Annotated in this window: 16 protein-coding genes; all 16 read right to left on the bottom strand. The window is 53.4% G+C overall.

What is annotated here, in order from left to right; genetic code table 11:
* Nucleotides 1–53 precede the first annotated feature (53 nt).
* Complete coding sequence (gene lpxB, locus SIB88_RS12045) at nt 54–1,220, bottom strand: lipid-A-disaccharide synthase (RefSeq protein ID WP_412558157.1); 1,167 nt, start codon at nt 1,218–1,220, stop codon at nt 54–56.
* Complete coding sequence (locus SIB88_RS12040; RefSeq protein WP_412558156.1) at nt 1,213–2,076, bottom strand: LpxI family protein; 864 nt, start codon at nt 2,074–2,076, stop codon at nt 1,213–1,215. Before SIB88_RS12040 ends, lpxB begins: the two co-directional genes overlap by 8 nt.
* On the bottom strand, nt 2,057–2,860 hold the full coding sequence (gene lpxA / locus SIB88_RS12035) for an acyl-ACP--UDP-N-acetylglucosamine O-acyltransferase (RefSeq protein WP_101246314.1): 804 nt from the start codon (nt 2,858–2,860) through the stop codon (nt 2,057–2,059). The genes SIB88_RS12040 and lpxA overlap by 20 nt, the downstream gene beginning before the upstream one ends.
* A 2-nt stretch (nt 2,861–2,862) precedes the next feature.
* Nucleotides 2,863–3,312, bottom strand: coding sequence for a 3-hydroxyacyl-ACP dehydratase FabZ (gene fabZ, locus SIB88_RS12030; RefSeq protein WP_068518941.1), 450 nt, complete (start codon nt 3,310–3,312; stop codon nt 2,863–2,865).
* 11 nt (nt 3,313–3,323) lie between these two features.
* Nucleotides 3,324–4,343 carry a UDP-3-O-(3-hydroxymyristoyl)glucosamine N-acyltransferase gene (lpxD, locus tag SIB88_RS12025; protein WP_412558155.1) on the bottom strand — a complete coding sequence of 340 codons (1,020 nt, stop codon included), beginning with the start codon at nt 4,341–4,343 and terminating at the stop codon, nt 3,324–3,326.
* Nucleotides 4,343–4,921: an OmpH family outer membrane protein gene (locus tag SIB88_RS12020; RefSeq protein ID WP_068518939.1), complete on the bottom strand. Its 579-nt coding sequence runs from the start codon at nt 4,919–4,921 to the stop codon at nt 4,343–4,345. The genes lpxD and SIB88_RS12020 overlap by 1 nt, the downstream gene beginning before the upstream one ends.
* Nucleotides 4,921–7,221 carry an outer membrane protein assembly factor BamA gene (bamA, locus tag SIB88_RS12015; RefSeq protein ID WP_412558154.1) on the bottom strand — a complete coding sequence of 767 codons (2,301 nt, stop codon included), beginning with the start codon at nt 7,219–7,221 and terminating at the stop codon, nt 4,921–4,923. Before bamA ends, SIB88_RS12020 begins: the two co-directional genes overlap by 1 nt.
* Before the next feature lie 26 nt (nt 7,222–7,247).
* Nucleotides 7,248–8,351: an RIP metalloprotease RseP gene (gene rseP / locus SIB88_RS12010; protein ID WP_412558153.1), complete on the bottom strand. Its 1,104-nt coding sequence runs from the start codon at nt 8,349–8,351 to the stop codon at nt 7,248–7,250.
* Between the two features lie 38 nt (nt 8,352–8,389).
* Nucleotides 8,390–9,550: a 1-deoxy-D-xylulose-5-phosphate reductoisomerase gene (locus SIB88_RS12005; RefSeq protein WP_206927678.1), complete on the bottom strand. Its 1,161-nt coding sequence runs from the start codon at nt 9,548–9,550 to the stop codon at nt 8,390–8,392.
* Nucleotides 9,551–9,589: 39 nt separating this feature from the next.
* Nucleotides 9,590–10,408: a phosphatidate cytidylyltransferase gene (locus SIB88_RS12000; RefSeq protein ID WP_288350771.1), complete on the bottom strand. Its 819-nt coding sequence runs from the start codon at nt 10,406–10,408 to the stop codon at nt 9,590–9,592.
* Nucleotides 10,395–11,135, bottom strand: a complete 741-nt coding sequence (locus SIB88_RS11995) for an isoprenyl transferase (RefSeq protein ID WP_101246320.1) — start codon at nt 11,133–11,135, stop codon at nt 10,395–10,397. The genes SIB88_RS12000 and SIB88_RS11995 overlap by 14 nt, the downstream gene beginning before the upstream one ends.
* A gap of 2 nt (nt 11,136–11,137) precedes the next feature.
* Nucleotides 11,138–11,701: a ribosome recycling factor gene (gene frr, locus SIB88_RS11990; RefSeq protein WP_068518934.1), complete on the bottom strand. Its 564-nt coding sequence runs from the start codon at nt 11,699–11,701 to the stop codon at nt 11,138–11,140.
* 2 nt (nt 11,702–11,703) lie between these two features.
* Nucleotides 11,704–12,435, bottom strand: a complete 732-nt coding sequence (gene pyrH / locus SIB88_RS11985; RefSeq protein WP_068518933.1) for a UMP kinase — start codon at nt 12,433–12,435, stop codon at nt 11,704–11,706.
* A gap of 166 nt (nt 12,436–12,601) precedes the next feature.
* Nucleotides 12,602–13,525: a translation elongation factor Ts gene (gene tsf, locus SIB88_RS11980; RefSeq protein WP_068518932.1), complete on the bottom strand. Its 924-nt coding sequence runs from the start codon at nt 13,523–13,525 to the stop codon at nt 12,602–12,604.
* Between the two features lie 86 nt (nt 13,526–13,611).
* Nucleotides 13,612–14,391, bottom strand: coding sequence for a 30S ribosomal protein S2 (gene rpsB / locus SIB88_RS11975; protein ID WP_068518931.1), 780 nt, complete (start codon nt 14,389–14,391; stop codon nt 13,612–13,614).
* A 231-nt stretch (nt 14,392–14,622) separates the two neighbouring features.
* Nucleotides 14,623–18,108, bottom strand: a complete 3,486-nt coding sequence (gene dnaE, locus SIB88_RS11970) for a DNA polymerase III subunit alpha (RefSeq protein ID WP_412558152.1) — start codon at nt 18,106–18,108, stop codon at nt 14,623–14,625.
* Nucleotides 18,109–18,140: the final 32 nt, after the last annotated feature.

Here is an 18,140-nt window from a genome sequence, read left to right as displayed (position 1 = left end):
GATCAATGACCTGAAACTAAATGCATTTCACGACCGATGCCAGTCGTTAGCCATTATTTTTTAGCGATAATTGCCAGAATTTGTTCGGCTGCTTTTTCGCTGGGCGCGCGATCCGCGAAACCAAGCATCTGGCATGCCTCGTCAAACCCGGCCTTTTGCTGTTCATATGTCGGGGTCGCATTCAGCAAATCTTCCAGCGCAGGCAAAATCGCCTTTGCCCGGCATTTGTCCTGAAGAAACTCGGGGATCAATTTCCGCCCCAGGACAAGATTGACAATGGTGACGGTGTCAATCTTGATCAGGCGTTTGGCGATCCAGCCCGTAATCGCATTGACCTGATAGGCAATGACATGCGGCACACCGGCAATCGCCAGTTCCAGCGATACCGTGCCCGATGCGGCCAAGGCACAATTGGCCGCCGCAAATGCATCATGCCGTTCCTGATCGGTCGTAACGACAATCGGCGATAACGGCCAGTCTTGCATTTCGTCGGTTACCGTTTGCGCCACCTTGCTGACCGTCGGCACGACAATGCGGGTATCGGGATATTTTGCAGCGATGGCGTCGATGACCTCTCGGAAAATCGGCAACAGACGCTTTACCTCGGAATTGCGGCTGCCGGGCAATACCGCCAAAAGCCGTTTATCCGCGTCCAGATCGTGTTTGGCCCGAAACCGTTCAGCATTGCCGTCATGACGCTCTTCGACCGCTGAGTGGCCGATAAAGGTGGTTGGAAGACCTTCTTTTTCAAAGTATGGCGGTTCAAACGGCAATAGCGCGAGAAGATGGTCCAGAAATCCGGCAATCTTCTTTGCCCGTCCCTCACGCCAGGCCCACACCGATGGTGCGACATAATGGATCAGGGGAATGCCTTTGCCTTTCAGTTTTTTACCAACGCGAAAACTGAAATCCGGGGCATCTATGGTTACGACGGCGTCGGGCCTTTGTATTTTGGCAAATTCCGCCGTTTGCGATATCCGTTTAAGCAGATGCGGAATATGGGGCACGACCTCGGTCAGTCCCATGACGGACATCTCATTCATCGGAAAAAGGCTTTTAAGGCCCTCGCTTTCCATGCGCGGGCCACCGACGCCGATGAAACGGGCTTCCGGTTCCTGACGTTTAATTGCCGCCATCAGACGCCCGCCCAGCTGATCACCGGATGCCTCGCCCGCAACAAGCATGATTTTAGGCCCGGTTGCCGGGGCATCATCAATCATTTTCGGGGTCCCCGTCATGTTCCGGACGGATGCCGATGACAAACATCCCGAGCCTGTCCGCACGTTCAATCACAGCCGACCGGTCAATGATCATTGTCCCACCAGCCAGAAGCGCAATACCACGCAGGCCTGCCTTGTGGGCTTCTTCCACCGTCGTCAGACCGATGGCCGGAAGATCCAGGCGTTTGTCCTGCTGAGGTTTGGATGATTTGACCAGAACTCCGCCAACGCCGTCACGACGATAATTGGCTGATCGACGCACCATTTCATCCGTGCCCTCGATCGCTTCGAGTGCCAGAACAAGGCCCTGTTGCACGACACATCCCTGCCCGACATCCGCCTGACCAAGGATCCGGGCAACCCGCAAACCATGTCTGGCGTCACTTAATGCCTGATCATCGGGTTTGATGGTGCCAAGAACGCCTTCTGAAACAGCAAGATCTGTCAGAATTTCGTGCGCACCAACCAGTCGAAAGCCTTCGCGTTCAAGCTCCTGCCCGACCAGTCTCAGCAATCCGTCATCGCCCAGCGCCTTCATGCCGACTTTCATCAAAAGCTTGGCCGCGCGCCAGTCGGGCCGAATGGCCGTAAAACTTGGGCGGGCGACCTTGCCGGCAAGGACGACATCCTGACAAGCATTGTCACGCATGGCGTCCAGAATCTTAGCAGCAGCCCCCAGTCTTGCCGTTATTCCAGGATATTGGTCGAGTTCGGGGTCATCGGCGTGGCGATCAAGTTTCACAACGAAAACAGCCCGGCCGGCCGTCTGCGCAGCAGAAGCCAAGCGGGCCGGAAGCGCCCCGCCCCCAGCAATAATCCCCAGTTTCGGTCGCGGATTATCCTGCGGAGCTGTCATATTTCGGCGTACACACGGAACGCATGCTTTCCGCTTTGAGGAAGTTGATGATTTCCATCACCGGACCAACGCCTTCGAAGTCTTTGGCAACTTCTTCTACGCGCTCGGCCAGTGTTCCTTCCTGGGCAAAAAGCAAACGGTATGCCTTGCGCAGGGAATGGATGGTTTCACGATCAAATCCGCGCCGTTTCAGGCCGACAATGTTCAGGCCTGACAGATATGCACGGTTGCCGATCACCGACCCATAAGGGATCACATCGCTTTCGACACCGGTCATGCCGCCGATCATGGCGTGTTTGCCAATGCGTACAAACTGATGAACGGCCGACAATCCGCCAACAATCGCGAAATCTTCAACCACAACATGCCCGGCCAAAGTGCCGTTATTGACCAGGATGCAATGATTTCCAACGTGACAATCATGCCCGACATGGGCCCCGGTCATCAGAAGGCAGTCATCGCCGATGGTGGTCTCCATCCCGCCACCTTCGGTACCGGGATTGAGGGTCGCACCTTCACGAATTTTCGTGCGCTTGCCGACGATAAGACGGCTTTGCTCGCCCTTGAACTTCAAGTCCTGCGGCGCATGACCGACCGAAGCAAACGGATAGACTTCGCATTCCTCGCCAAGGGTCGTGTGCCCGGCCATCGCAACATGGCTGTGCAATTTGACACGGTCACCCAAGACAACATTCGGACCAATAACGCAATACGGCCCGATTTCGACATCCTGACCAATCTGCGCGCCATCTTCGACAACGGCGGTTGGATGCACTTTTGACATTATCAGTTATCCCGGATCATCGCGGCGATGGTGGCCTCGGCAACGACCTGACCGTCAACCTTGACCTGGCTTTCGAACTTCCAGACCGGTCCGCGGCTTTGCTTTTTGGTGACATGAATATGCATGACATCACCCGGTGTAACCGGCTTGCGGAAACGGGCGTTATCGATGCTCATGAAATAGACAAGTTTGCCTTCGGCATCCGCACCCAAGGTCTGAACAACCAAGATGGCCGCAGTTTGCGCCATGCTTTCAACGATCAGAACACCCGGCATGATCGGCTGCTGCGGGAAATGACCGGTAAATTGCGGCTCGTTCATCGTTACGTTCTTGATGCCGGTTGCGGATTCACCCTCGGCAATATCGACAACCTTGTCGATCAACAGGAACGGATAACGGTGCGGAATCATTTCCAGAATGCGCTGAATATCAACACTTACCAATTCGGTCATGTGTGTAGCCCTTATTTCTTTTTTCGTATCAGACGGGACAAGGCCACCGTCTGTTTATGATATTCCATGACCGGAACAGCAGGACTTCCGCCAACTGTTTCCCCCGGCCCGATATTTTTCATGACACCCGATTGGGCAGCAACCTTGGCGCCATCGCCAATTTCAAGATGGCCGGTGATCCCGGCCTGCCCGGCAAGAACCACAAAATTGCCAAGCTTGGTCGATCCCGAAATGCCGACCTGGGATACGATAACACATCCCATACCCATTTCGACGTTATGGCCGATTTGCACCAGATTGTCGATACGGCAACCATTGCCGATAACGGTATCAGGGCCTGCACCACGATCAATCGTGGAATTCGACCCGACCTCGACATCATTGCCAATTACAACACGGCCCAGCTGCGGCACTTTTACGTGCCCTTGCGGGCCCATGGCAAAGCCAAACCCATCCTGACCGATACGCGCCCCAGGATAAATCAGGCAAAGATTGCCAATCAGGCTGTGACTGATTGATGCATTTGCCCCGATCCGGCATCCCGCACCAATAACCACACCCTTGCCGATTACCGCATTGGCTTCGATGATGGTTCCATCACCGATTTCACAATTCGCACCGATAACGGCCCCGGCATCGACCTGCACGCCTTTTCCAAGCTTGGCAGACGGGTCAACAACCGCGAATTCGGAAATGGAACCATTTCCGGTCTCGAACGGGTAAAACGCCGTCGCAGCCTTGGCATAGGCCCGATACGGATCGTTGGTCGTAAACAGGACCATTTCCTTTGGTGCACGGTCGGCAAACTCGGGCCGGACAAAGCACGCGCCGGCTTTGCTATTGATAAACGCATCAATGTATTTGCGGTTATCAAAGAAGCTCAGGATCGTGCTGTCGGCATTTTGCAGCGGCGAAACATCATCAAACACGCGGTCGCGATCAGGAGCATTTACAACATCTGCCCCCGTCAGCTCGGCGATTTGCGCGACGCTGAATGGTCCTTTGCGGCTAAAGAAACGGGAATCAGCCATCAGGAGCCTTCCTTGAACTCAACCTTGATCGTCGGCACTTTTTTATTGATCCGGTCAAACACTTCCTTGCTGGCATTCATTGCATTGGCAAAGATAATCACCTGTGCCTGATGCAGGACGAGCGTTGCGCGGCGCTCTTCGGCCAGACCGGCAATAACCTCGTTCAATGCTTTCTGGAAAGTTGCCTGACTTTCGGCAAGAGCCTGATCAAGTACACGGCTGCGTCCCTGGGCAAACTTCTGGAATGCCGCGACCTTTTGCTGGAACTGCTTTTGCTTTTCCTGATAGACGTCAGCGGCAAGCAAAGTGCGCTGTTGTGCCAGTTGCTTTTCCTCTTCGCGCAGCGCCTGCTGACGCGTTTCGATATCCTGCTGATAGGTTACCTGACGCTCGCGAATTTGCTTTTTGACGTCCTGCATGGCCGATGCTTCACGCATGATGCCCGCATAATCGACAATCATGACCGATGCGACGGTTTCCGGATTTGGCGTTTCTTGCGCCTGGGCCTGCGGAACCATTGCGGCACCAAAAACGAGTGCAGACGCAACGAGAATTTTCTGGAACGACTTTTTCATCATTAGAATCTGGTTCCGAAGTTAAGTCGGAACACTTCCTCTTTGTCGTGGTCTTCTTTCAGGATGGCTTGGGAAAGATCGACACCGATCGGGCCGAACGGCGATTCCCAACCAACACCGACACCGACCGATCCACGGATGGACCCGGTGTCATAAATTTCACCGGCACGCGCACCGTCAACACCTTCGGATGAGCCGAAGTCACTGAATACGCGCCCTTTCAGGGCAAACTCGGACGGCAAACCAAGCGGGAAGTCCATCTGAACAGACCCGGTGTAATACATCTTGCCACCCAGGGAGTCACCCGTTGCGATATCACGCGGGCCTACACCGGCGGATTCGAAACCGCGAAGGTTGGAACCACCAACCATAAAGCGCTGGGAAATGCGGGTGTCATCACCGATACCAAAGATATAACCGGTACCGGCACGGGTCGAAAGAACCCATTCGTGCTCGCGATCAAGGGGATAGTAATAACCGCCCTCAAGTCGCGTACGGAGATAGGTCTCGTCCCCGCCAAGGCCCGCAAAATCGTTGGACAGGCGCCCAAAATAACCCTCGGTCGGGGCGACCGAGCTATCCCGCTTGTCGTAAGTTAATGTATGACCAATTGCTGACTCTACAAAATCTGTATCTTCCGCAAGCAGAAGCCGAGACGCGTCAGTTGTACTGATGTTCGAGTAGCTATTTTGTTCCAATGTATATCGGAACGAGTGAGACAGGTCTTCGGTATATTTGAAACCTGCACGAAGACGTCCACCAGTCTGCTCTTCATCGTACGAGCTTTCGTCCTGGTTATCCTCTTCACGACGATAAACATCGAAACCTGCGGCAATCTCGCGATCCAGGAAATAAGGCTCGGTGAAGGACAAATCGACTTGCTGGTCCGTAGAGCCCAAAGTGAAGTTAAGTCGCAGATCCTGGCCTTTACCCAAAAGGTTGCGTTCACGAATACCCAACTGCCCGAAAGCACCGTTATCCGTGCCGTAACCTGCCCCGATCGAAAATTCGCCGGTTGATTTTTCTTCAACATCGACTTCAAGGATAGTCTGGTCCGGCGTCTGGCCCGGAAGGGTTTTGACATCAACCGATTTGAAGAAGTTCAGGTTTTCAATACGCTGCTTCGAACGCTTCATTTTCGAACTGCTGAATGCGTCGCCTTCAACCAGACGGAATTCACGTCGAATAACTTCATCAAGCGTTCTGACGTTGCCGACAACATCAATCCGTTCGACATAGACCTTGGGTCCTTCGGCAATCGTGAAGGTCAAATCGATGGTACCGGTTTCGCGGTTGCGCTGAACGCTCGGGCGGATATCGATAAAGGCATAGCCCTGATCGCCGACGCTGTTGGTCAATGCATCAACAGCATCATCAACCATGGTCGCGTTATACCATTCGTCTTTTTCGATCTCGATCAGTGGCAACAGGGAATCCGCATCAATTTTGTCGATCTGCGATACGATCTTTACATCGCCAAAACGATATCGCTGTCCCTCGCTCACCGTATAGGTGATGAAGAAATCGGAACGATCCGGCGTCAGTTCCGCCACAGATGACAGAACCTGAAAATCGGCATACCCCGCCGACAAATAGAAGCGACGGAGCAATTCACGGTCAAAGGTCACACGATCGGGATCGTAGTTGTCATCGGATGTCAGAATTTTCCACCACGCACTTTCGGTGGTACGGATGACATCGGAAAGCTCACCGTCATCAAACGCCTTGTTGCCGACGAAATTGATCTTCCGAACACCGGTTGCTTCGCCTTCATCAACTTCAAAGACCAGATCAACGCGGTTCTGGTCGAGTTGGATGACTTTGGGATCGACAGTTGCCGCAAAACGCCCGCTTCGGCGATACAATTCCAGAATACGCTGGACATCTGCCTGAACCTTGGTCCGGGTATAAACAACACGTGGACGCAACTGCAACTCAGCACTGAGTACATCGTCTTTCAGACGATTGTTACCTTCAAAGGCAATGCGGTTAATAATCGGGTTTTCAACAACGTTTACCTTCAACACACCCTGGTTGAAGCTGAACGACACGTCTGCAAACAGACCAGTCGAGAACAATGCCTTGAGGGAATCATTGATCTGGCGGGCGTCATAGGAATCACCGGGTGCAACGGTCAGATACGCGTTGACGGTACCGCTTTCAATTCGATTGTTGCCTTCGACCTGAATTTCGCGAATCAGGCCGGAATTCTGTTGGGCATATGCTGCCACCGGAATAACAATTGGCGCTGTACCGCCAAGCAGTGCCGCAGCCAGTGCGGCCGCTTTTACCTTACGCAGCAAGTTAACCCCCCTGTTGCTGTCATTCATTAGCCAGCAAGTCCTTTGAGGAAACTGAAGACACCCAATTGCGTCAAATCGTTCCACGTTGCGAAAATGATTAAGCTGAATACCAAACCAGCGCCGATACGGAAACCATATTCTTGTGCTTTTGCCCCCAATGGCTTACCGCGAATTGCCTCGATCGCGTAAAACACAAGATGCCCGCCATCAAGAACAGGTACCGGCATCAGATTGATCAACCCAAGACTGATTGAAAGATAGCCCATAAAGAACAGAAGAGGTCCCAGGCCCCCTTCGGCCACCTGCCCCGACATCTGTGCAATCCGGATCGGCCCACCAAGCTCAGAGCTATCGCGGTCTCCGCTGATCATTTCACCAAGGGCGGCAAAAGTTTGCGTTGTCAGTGAATAGAATGTCTCAAACGCCCGGCTGACGGCATCGATCACGCCGTCCCGACTGGTGTCAAAGGCCCCTGCTGTAATGCCCAAACGCCCAAAGGTCTGAGTTTGACCGTTTTCATCAGCAGTGATTGCCTCGGGCGTAACAGAAAGGTCGATCTGCTGGCCATCACGAAGAACCGTAACCGAAAGTGTTTCCGCCGGATGGGCACGAACGATTTCTGACAGTTCAGAGAACCATTGAACGCTTTCACCATCAATTGCCGTGATCTGATCATCACTGAGCAACCCGGCGGTCGCAGCCGGACTGTCGTCAAGCACATCCCCAACGACAGGCAGCGCGCGCTGTTGGCCAACAGCGGCAAACAAAAATGTAAATACAACAATGGCAAAGATGAAATTTGCAAACGGCCCGGCGAACACGATGGCGGCGCGTGCAGCAACGCTTTTGTGATGGAAGGCGTATTTTTCTTCTTCGGCATCAAGATCATCGCGCTGACCGGCACTTGCCGGGTTCATGTCGCCAAACATCTTCACATAACCGCCAAGCGGGATCAGGCTTACTTTCCAGCGCGTGCCTTTTTTATCTTTCCAGCCGAATAATTCCGGCCCGAAACCAATCGAAAATGCTTCGACTTTGACCCCATTCTTGATGGCGACCCAATAGTGACCATATTCGTGAACGAACACGAGAACCGACAGAACAAAAAGAAAGGCAAGTAAGGTTTCCATCAAGACGTCCCTTGTCCGGAAAAACCGGAAATTTCAACTTAAACAGCAGCGATACAGGCAGCCGTTTCACGGCGCACCATCGCATCTGTCTCAAACACCTGTTCCAGATCGGTCAATCGATGACTGCCGATCTTGTTCATCACAGTCTCGACAATTCCCGCAACATCCAGGAATCCTATCTGATCGCGCAAGAAGGCCTCAACCGCAACTTCATTTGCGCCGTTCAGGACAGTAGGCAGTGTACCACCTTCCTGCAAGGCCTGGCGTGCCAAACGCAATGCAGGAAAGCGTTCTGTATCCGGTTGTTGGAAGTTCAACCCTCCGATCGTGGCAAAATCAAGACGAGGTACATCGACCTTGATCCTTTCCGGCCATGCCAGCGCATAGGCGATCGGGGTTCGCATATCCGGTGAACCGAGTTGCGCAAGTACCGAACCATCGCAATATTCGACCATACTATGCACAACCGATTGAGGATGAACAACAATTTCGATCTTGTCTTCCGGTACCGGGAAAAGATGCCAGGCTTCGATCAGCTCCAGCCCCTTGTTCATCATCGTCGCAGAGTCGATTGAGATTTTCGCCCCCATATCCCAATTTGGGTGGGCAAGCGCCTGTGCACGGGTCACCGACTTCATGTTGTCCAGGGACCATTCGCGAAACGGTCCGCCTGAAGCCGTCAGCAATATGCGATCAACCTGGTGTTCCGGACGGTCTTCCAGAACCTGGAAAATAGCACTATGTTCCGAATCAACCGGAATGAGTGTCGCCCCATGTTGCGCAACTTCTGCCGTCATAAGGGCACCGGCGCAGACAAGGGTTTCCTTGTTGGCCAAACCGACACGTGCCCCGCGCCGGATTGCCGCCAATGTAGGTTTCAAGCCGGCAGCGCCAACAATAGCAGCAATAACAATATCGGACGGGCGCTGAGCGGCATCAATCAGGGCACTTTCACCTGCACCGGCTTCGATACCCGATCCGGCAAGCGCATCGCACAGCTCATCATAAAGGTTAGGATCGCCAATCACCGCGAATTTTGCCGACAGATCCCTGGCGATTTGCGCCAAGGCCTCAACATTGCGGTGTGCTGTCACCGCATCGACGCTATATTTGTCCGCATGGCTTTTGAGAATATCAACCGTGCTGGTCCCGATTGAACCGGTCACGCCAAAAACACTGACGGATTTCTTCAAACTCATCAAACACCTGTAAAAAAAGCGGTCGCTGGTTCAACCGCCCTATCGCAGCGCAAGCCCTGCGAAACAGATAATAACAAAGGCAACCGGAAATACCGACAGCATCCCGTCAGCGCGATCAAGCAAGCCCCCATGACCCGGGATCAGGTTACTGCTGTCCTTGACTGCAAACCGACGTTTGAGCGCCGATTCACCAAGATCGCCAACCTGTGCGACTACAGCAAGCAACATGCTGACACCAACAATCATCCAGTTAATTGCATCGGCACTGAAATAGGTGACAATTGCGCCAATCAACCCCGCACACACCATACCACCAATCAGCCCCGCCCACGTCTTTTTCGGACTGAAACGCGGTGCAAGCTTCGGCCCGCCGATCATCTTTCCAAAAGCGTAGCCCCCTGTATCGGTGGCCCAGACAAGGAAGAACAACCACATGATGGTCAGCAATCCGTCATGATCCTGATTGCGCAACCAAAGTGCCGCCAATGCAGCAAGCGATACATACAGAATGCCAAAACCGGCAAGGAACCAATTCTTGCCCGACCGGGCAGCGCCAATAATCACGCTGATGGCAAGCGGCATAACGATATATTCTTCCTGGCCGGTCATTTGCATCAACATCGCAACACCAAGTGCTACAGCTGCAACAACCGAAATGCCATTATAGTTTGCCGGCGCGCACATGCGCGACCATTCCCACATCATACCCGCAGAAAAAGCAAACAGAAGAATATCGAAATATGGTGATCCAAACCACACAGCGGCAACAGCAACCGGGGTCATAACCAGCGCAGAAAGAATGCGCGGCTTCAATCCGGAATTATTATCTTTGAGACGTTCGGTTTCAGATGACTGCACCAAAACGCCGCTCCCGTCCGGCAAAGTTGTCAATGGCTTTTTCCAGATGGTTACGGTCGAAATCCGGCCACAATACGTCTTCGAAAACGAATTCTGTATAGGCGGACTGCCACAAAAGGAAATTGCTGATACGCTGTTCGCCACTGGTCCTGATCAACAAATCAGGATCAGGAATCCCGACTGTGGACAGGTTCTGTTCAATCAGATCTTCGGTAATCGCGTCTGCCGAAATTTCCCCGGATGCGACCTTTTTGGCAATTTCACGCATCGCCTGGGTCAATTCGGCACGCGCGCCATAGCTTAGTGCGATTGTAAGATTAAGCCGCGAATTGCCACTGGTTGCGCTTTCGGCCTTATCAAGCAAAGCACGGATATCATCTGCAAACCGCGACCGGTCACCGATAATCCGGATTTTCACACCATTTTTCTGCAAGGTGGAAAGCTCGCGCTTGATAAACAGGCGCAGCAAGCCCATCAGGTCACTTACTTCACTTTCCGGGCGTTTCCAGTTCTCGGTCGAAAAACCGTACAGCGTCAGATACTCGATACCGAGTTCGACAGATGCCTCGATCGTACGACGCACGGCCTCGACGCCTGCGCGATGCCCCATTGTACGAGGACGCCCGCGGCTACGCGCCCAACGCCCGTTGCCATCCATGATGATGGCAACGTGACGCGGGACAATTTGCGTATCTGACGGTTGGGTTTGCGAAGAAAGCACAGCCATAATCAGACTTGCATGATTTCCTGTTCTTTGTGCGACAGCGCTTCGTCGATCTCGCCGATGACCTTGTCGGTCAGCTTCTGGATCTCTTTTTCTTCGCTGTGCAGCTCGTCTTTGGAAATCTCGCTGTCTTTTTCCCATTTTTTGAGCTGGTCCATACCGTCTCGACGGACGTTACGTACGGAAATCTTGGCCTGTTCGGCATATTTGCCAGCAACTTTGGACAATTCTGCACGACGTTCTTCGTTCAGCGGCGGAATCGGCACGCGCACGAGCGTTCCGTCCGCAGCCGGGTTCAGGCCAAGCCCCGAATCACGAATGGCTTTTTCGACGGATTTGACCATGGATTTGTCCCATACCTGAACCGAAAGCATACGCGGCTCGGGAACGCTAACAGACGCCACCTGGTTCAGCGGGGTCGGAACGCCATAGGCTTCAACCATGACCGGCTCAAGAAGGCTCACACTGGCACGTCCGGTCCGCAAACCGGTGAATTCCTTGTGCAACACTTCGACAGCCCCTTCCATACGGCGGGACAGGTCCTTTTTTAGGCCAGCAACGTCAGACACGTTCAGTCTCCATTCGAAATAATCGTAAACGTCCCCTTCGCAGTAACGACGTCTGCAAAGGCACCCGGATTATGCAAAGAAAATACGATAACCGGAATATCATTTTCGCGTGCCAAAGAAATAGCCGATGCATCCATCACACGCAAATCTTTGGACAAAACTTCCATATAGGTCAGCTGATCATAGCGTTCCGCAGTCGGGTCCGTTTTCGGGTCTGCGGTATAAACACCGTCAACCTGCGTCCCCTTAAGCAGGGCATCACAGCCCATCTCAACCGCACGCAAAGCAGCAGCGGTATCGGTGGTAAAGAACGGGTTGCCCGTCCCGGCAGCAAAGATGACGACGCGGCCCTTTTCCATGTGACGAACAGCACGACGGCGGATATAGGGTTCGCAAACAGAGGACATCGGGATCGCGGACTGCACACGGGTCTGAACCCCGTGGCGCTCAAGCGCGTTCTGAACCGCAAGCGCATTCATGATGGTCGCAAGCATGCCCATATAGTCGGCGGTTGCGCGTTCCATCCCTTGTGAGGCGCCCTTGACGCCGCGGAAAATATTCCCGCCGCCAATCACCATGCAAACTTCGGCACCCATGTCATGAACGGCTTTGATTTCGCTGGCAATCCGGTCAACCGTTTCAGGATCAATTCCGTATTGCTGTTTCCCTAAAAGCCCCTCACCCGAGAGCTTAAGAAGAACGCGGCGAAATTTCAGTTGGCCGTTTTCTGCCATATCTCAATGCCTCTTAAATGCCGATGTAGCGCACTGCCCCGGATCGGGAAATGCAAAATTCAGATATAAAAAGACCGGCGAGTAACAGGGCGGATATGCGCTGCCGACCTCGCCGGTCTGGATCATACACGAAATGATGACGAACGCACCATTCCGATCAGATGTTTTATTTGTTCAGCTGCTCAGCAACTTCAGCAGCAAAGTCTTTTTCTTCGCGCTCGATGCCTTCACCGAGTTCGAAGCGAACAAAGCCCTTCAGGGTGATCGGCTTGCCAGCTTCTTTGGCAGCGTTTTCGATCACGGCTTTGACTTTGCTTTCACCGTCAATAACGAAGGTCTGCTCAACCAGAACAACCTGCTCGTAATATTTACGGATACGACCTTCGATCATCTTTTCAATGATTTCTGCCGGACGGCCGGATTCTTTGGCCTGCTCGGTCAGAACGGCTTTTTCACGCTCGACCAGTTCCGGATCCAGATCATCAACCGTTGCCGATGCCGGGTTGGTTGCTGCAATGTGCATTGCAATCTGTTTGCCCAGGCCTTCGAGAACAGCAGCATCAGCTTCGGATTCCAGAGCAACCAGAACGCCGATCTTGCCAAGGTTTGCTGCAACAGCCGAGTGGATGTAGGACGCAACAACGCCTTTTTCCACCGACAGGCCAGCCGAACGACGCAGGGACATGTTTTCGCCGATGGTGGCGATCATGTGGGTAACCTGCTCTTCGACGTTACGCGACGTACCCGGGAAAGCAGCAGCTTTAAGGGTATCAATGTCGCCATTTGCCGAAACAGCCTGTACTGCGATTTCGCTGACGAATTTCTGGAAGTCTTCGTTACGCGAAACGAAGTCGGTTTCCGAGTTCAGCTCGACAACTGCACCTTTGGTGCCGTCAACAGCAACAGCAACCAGACCTTCGGCAGCAACACGGCCAGCTTTCTTGGCAGCAGCAGCAAGACCTTTGGTACGCAGCCAGTCAACAGCTGCTTCAAGGTTACCATCGGTTTCAGACAGCGCTTTTTTGCAATCCATCATGCCAGCGCCGGTGGTTTCGCGAAGCTCTTTTACGAGAGCAGCGGTAATAGCCATTTTTTAAGCCCCTATTACGCGATCAGGTGAACACCTAACAAAACGGCGGCATGCTAGCCGCCGTTTCATCAGGTACAAAATGAAACTTATGCGGAAGCTTCTTCTGCAGCGTCAGCTGCGGCAGCTGCTTCGGCCGGAACTTCTTCCGCTTCGCCGAGATCTGCGCCAGAAGCAGTCATTTCTTCCTGGATACCGTCCAGAACAGAACCGACGAACAGGTCGCAATACAGCTGGATCGCACGGATCGCATCGTCGTTGCCCGGAACCGGGTACTGAATGTTTGCCGGATCAGAGTTGGAGTCGAGGATTGCAACGACCGGAATGTTCAGGTTCTTGGCATCCTGGATGGCAAGAGATTCTTTGTTGGTGTCGACCACGACGATGATGTCCGGAAGACCACCCATGTCCTTGATACCGCCAAGCGCGCGTTCAAGCTTGTCGCGCGAACGGGTCAGGTTCAGGATTTCTTTTTTGGTCAGACCTTCTGCACCAGAAGACAGGATTTCTTCCTGTTCTTTAAGGCGCTTGATCGAGTTGGAAACGGTGTTCCAGTTGGTCAGCATGCCGCCGAGCCAGCGATGGTTGACATAGTACTGGCCGCAACGCTTTGCAGCGTCTGCGATGATCGGGGAAGCCTGACGCTTGGTACCGACGAAAAGAACACGACCACCAGAAGCGGTAACGTCACGAACTGCCTGCATCGCGCGATGCAGCATCGGAACGGTTTCCTGCAGGTTCAGAATGTGGATGTCGTTACGTGCACCAAAGATGAATTTTTTCATCTTCGGGTTCCAACGGCGGGTGTGGTGACCAAAGTGGACACCAGCTTCCATGAGCTGGCGCATGGTAAAGGTTGGCAATGCCATAATAGTTCCTACCTTTTTCCGGTTAATACCTCCGCGAAAGGGAATCTCATGCCTCATGCATGAAACACCGGATGGACGAGTTGCCATATGACGGCAGTCGCCGCTCTTTCGCGTGCGATGTTCGGGGCGGGTTTTAATCCCGTCCTGACAAGAATGCAAGCCCTAAAGTACGCATTTCTGCGCGATCCGGGAACCTTTGACCGACACGCAGACAGTTTCGACGTCAAATCATCAGATTTCTTCGGCGAATTCCACACCCGGAATTGCGCCAATTGCACCAATCAGCGACGGCCCGACCTTGTATTTGTCTTCAAGTTCAATTTCGGCCATGCGACCGTCATCGCAAACAGATGAAAGCGTCACGAGCCCCCGTCCCTTGCCGGCATCGGCAAGAAGCTGGCAAATTTCCGGTACGGGGTCAGGACGGTTGAGGCGAATACGGATACCCTCGGCCGCGCCAGCAACAGCCTGTTCAAGATCCTCAACGCGCTGTCCCTGAATGCGCAGCTGTCCTTCGCGCATTTCCGCTGCCACAATCAACAGAACAGGCCGCCCCGCATTGATGATTTCCTTATAAGCCGCCCATGCTTCTGCCCAGAAGGCAACCTCGAAGCTTCCGGTCGGGTCCGAGAACATGACAAAGGCAAACTTTGACCCGTTCTTTTTTGAAATCATTTCACGCGCATTGATCAATGTCCCGGCAAGACGAATGGCGCCCTTGTTCTGGGCACGCATACGCGCGGGCAGTTCCTTGATCGGGGCAATACCGATCCGCTGGATGCTTTTGCCGAATGTATCAAGCGGATGTGCTGACAGATAGAAACCGATGGCGGAAAATTCCTCGGTCAGTTTTTCCATCGGCACCCAGTCACGATCATCAGGCAGACGGATCTTGTCCTTGCCAAAGCCGCTGCTGTCACCAAACATCGAAATCTGGTCATCATTGCGCGCCTGCATTTCACGCTGCGCAACGGCAATCACCTTATCGACATTTTCAAACATGACCTTGCGGTTGGGCGTCAGACAATCAAGCGCCCCTGCCCGCACAAGGTTTTCAAGCAGACGTTTGTTGACAGCGCGACTGTCGATGCGTGATGCGAAATCGGTAATGTCCTTGAACGGACCGTTGGCTTCGCGTTCGGCGACAAGGCTTTCCATCGCCGCATCACCGACATTTCGAACCGCCGCCAGCGCATACCGGATTTTGCGAACCCCATCATGGTTTTCAACCGAAAACGCCACCTGGGAATTGTTCACACATGGTGGCAGAATTTCGATCTCAAGCCGTTCGACCTCCTGCTTGAACACCGCCAGTTTTTCGGTGTTATGCATATCGAGCGTCATGAGAGCAGCCATGAACTCGACCGGATAGTTCGCCTTCAGATACGCAGTCTGATACGCCACCAGCGCATAGGCTGCCGCGTGCGATTTGTTAAAGCCGTAGGATGCGAACTTTGCGACCTGATCAAAGATATCAGACGCCTGCGCACGATCGACGCCGTTCTTTTCGGAGCCATCAACAAACAGCCCGCGCTGTTTTTCCATTTCCTCGGCAATTTTCTTACCCATTGCGCGACGCAACAGGTCTGCGCCACCAAGCGAATAACCCGCCATGATCTGGGCAAGCTGCATGACCTGCTCCTGATAGATCATGATGCCATAGGTTTCTTCGAGGATCGGCTGCAACATCGGGTGCATATAGTCAGGTTCTTCCTGACCGTGCTTACGTGCGATGTAATGGGGAATGTTATCCATCGGCCCCGGACGATACAGGGCCACAACAGCGATAATGTCTTCTAGGGTATCAGGCTTCAGGCCGCGCAACACGTCCTGCATCCCCTGGGATTCAAGCTGGAACACGCCAACCGTTTCGGCTGCAGACAAAAGTTTGAACGCCGCACGGTCATCAAGCGGAATGGCCCCGATATCAAAGTTTTGCGGGACATCCTTGCGCTGACGCATCAGGTTGACGGCCTCGATAATCACCGTCAGCGTCTTAAGACCCAGGAAGTCGAACTTCACCAAACCGGCATTTTCAACAAACTTCATGTTGAACTGGGTTACCGGCATGTCCGAGCGCGGATCACGATAAAGCGGGACCAGCGCGTCAAGATCGCGGTCACCAATCACAACACCGGCGGCATGGGTCGAAGAGTTACGATAAAGACCTTCTATCTGCATGGCGATCGACAGCAGTCGGTCAATGTCCGGGTCTTCGCGCGCAATACGGCGCAAATCCGGTTCCATATCAATCCCTTCCTTGAGCGGGATCGGTTTGGCCGGGTCGCCCGGGATCATTTTGCAGATTTTATCGACATAACCATACGGGATGCTCAACACACGCCCGACGTCGCGCACGGCTGCCTTTGCCTGCAACTTACCGAATGTGATGATCTGGGCCACACGGTCATGGCCGTATTTCTTTTGCACATATTCGATAACTTCGCCGCGCCGGTCCTGACAGAAATCGACGTCAAAGTCGGGCATGGACACACGTTCCGGGTTAAGGAAACGTTCGAACAGCAACGAGAACCGCAAAGGATCAAGGTCCGTAATCAAAAGCGCATAGGCAACCAGCGAACCGGCACCCGAACCACGACCCGGTCCGACCGGAATATCATGATCCTTCGCCCACTGGATAAAGTCGGCAACGATCAGGAAGTAGCCCGGGAACCCCATCTGGTTGATGATACCCAGTTCATAATCCAGACGTTCCCAATACGGTTTGGCGATTTCTTCTTTTTCGGCATCCGACATGTCTTCGGTAAAGACATATTTTTCAAGGCGGCCTTTCAGCCCTTCCTCTGACATGTGACGCAGTTCGTCGACCTCTGTCCGGCCTTCACCGCAATCAAATGGCGGCAGGATCGGGTCAATTTTTTCGACATGCCAGGAACAGCGTTTGGCGATCAGAAGCGTGTTGTCACAGGCTTCTGGAATATCGGCAAACAGTTCGCGCATTTCTGCTGCGGTTTTAAACCGATGATCGGGCGTCAGTTTCCAGCGATCTTCCTGGCCGACAACCGCCCCCTGCCCGATACAGATGAAGACGTCGTGGGCTTCATACATATCTGCCGACGGGAAGTAGCAGTTATTGGTCGCAACCAAGGGAACATCATGATCATAGGCAAGCTTGATCAGGCCCGGTTCCACCAGGTCTTCCAGTTCCTCGCCATGGCGTTGCAGTTCGATATAAAGCCGGTTGTCAAAAATATCCCTGAGCTGCGCAAGACATTCTTCGGCCTTTTCAACCTGCTCATCGGCCAGCAAGCGGGCCAGCGGACCGGTCGGGCCGCCTGTCAAACAGATGATATGTCCGGAATATTTCCGAATATGGTCATAAAGCGCCTTGGGCTCGCTCCCGGCTTCGGACGTCATATGGGCGCGTGACACGATTTTCAGAAGATTGAAATAACCTTCCTTGTTCTGGGCAATCAGCACCAGTCGATCGGGCATCGGTTCACGGGCAATTTTGCCAACGGCCGGTTTGTCACCAAACCGCTCAACCCCCATCTGGACACCCAGGATCGGCTGCACACCGCCACCACTCAGTGCGCCAGCAAAGTCAAGAGCACCGAACATATTGTCGGTATCGGTCATCGCAACGGCGGGCTGGCCATCGGCTGCACAAAGTTTGGCAAGCTCCTTCGTCGTGATGGCACCTTCGGCAAGCGAATAGTTGGTGTGAACACGAAGATGGACGAAACCGTTTTCCATCGAAGTCTAACCCCGGAAAATAAGACAAAAGG

Source organism: Thalassospira sp. MIT121401, assembly GCF_047125595.1.
Classification (GTDB): domain Bacteria; phylum Pseudomonadota; class Alphaproteobacteria; order Rhodospirillales; family Thalassospiraceae; genus Thalassospira; species Thalassospira povalilytica.
Note: the sequence above shows the minus strand (reverse complement) of the source record. Positions and strands in the feature narration are given on the sequence as shown.

Coding starts and splice junctions, on each gene's coding strand:
- lpxB (WP_412558157.1), bottom strand. CDS start 1,220: ATGATTGATGATGCCCCGGCAACCGGGCCTAAAATCATGCTTGTTGCG.
- SIB88_RS12040 (WP_412558156.1), bottom strand. CDS start 2,076: ATGACAGCTCCGCAGGATAATCCGCGACCGAAACTGGGGATTATTGCT.
- lpxA (WP_101246314.1), bottom strand. CDS start 2,860: ATGTCAAAAGTGCATCCAACCGCCGTTGTCGAAGATGGCGCGCAGATT.
- fabZ (WP_068518941.1), bottom strand. CDS start 3,312: ATGACCGAATTGGTAAGTGTTGATATTCAGCGCATTCTGGAAATGATT.
- lpxD (WP_412558155.1), bottom strand. CDS start 4,343: ATGGCTGATTCCCGTTTCTTTAGCCGCAAAGGACCATTCAGCGTCGCG.
- SIB88_RS12020 (WP_068518939.1), bottom strand. CDS start 4,921: ATGATGAAAAAGTCGTTCCAGAAAATTCTCGTTGCGTCTGCACTCGTT.
- rseP (WP_412558153.1), bottom strand. CDS start 8,351: ATGGAAACCTTACTTGCCTTTCTTTTTGTTCTGTCGGTTCTCGTGTTC.
- SIB88_RS12005 (WP_206927678.1), bottom strand. CDS start 9,550: ATGAGTTTGAAGAAATCCGTCAGTGTTTTTGGCGTGACCGGTTCAATC.
- SIB88_RS11995 (WP_101246320.1), bottom strand. CDS start 11,135: ATGGCTGTGCTTTCTTCGCAAACCCAACCGTCAGATACGCAAATTGTC.
- pyrH (WP_068518933.1), bottom strand. CDS start 12,435: ATGGCAGAAAACGGCCAACTGAAATTTCGCCGCGTTCTTCTTAAGCTC.
- tsf (WP_068518932.1), bottom strand. CDS start 13,525: ATGGCTATTACCGCTGCTCTCGTAAAAGAGCTTCGCGAAACCACCGGC.
- rpsB (WP_068518931.1), bottom strand. CDS start 14,391: ATGGCATTGCCAACCTTTACCATGCGCCAGCTCATGGAAGCTGGTGTC.
- dnaE (WP_412558152.1), bottom strand. CDS start 18,108: ATGGAAAACGGTTTCGTCCATCTTCGTGTTCACACCAACTATTCGCTT.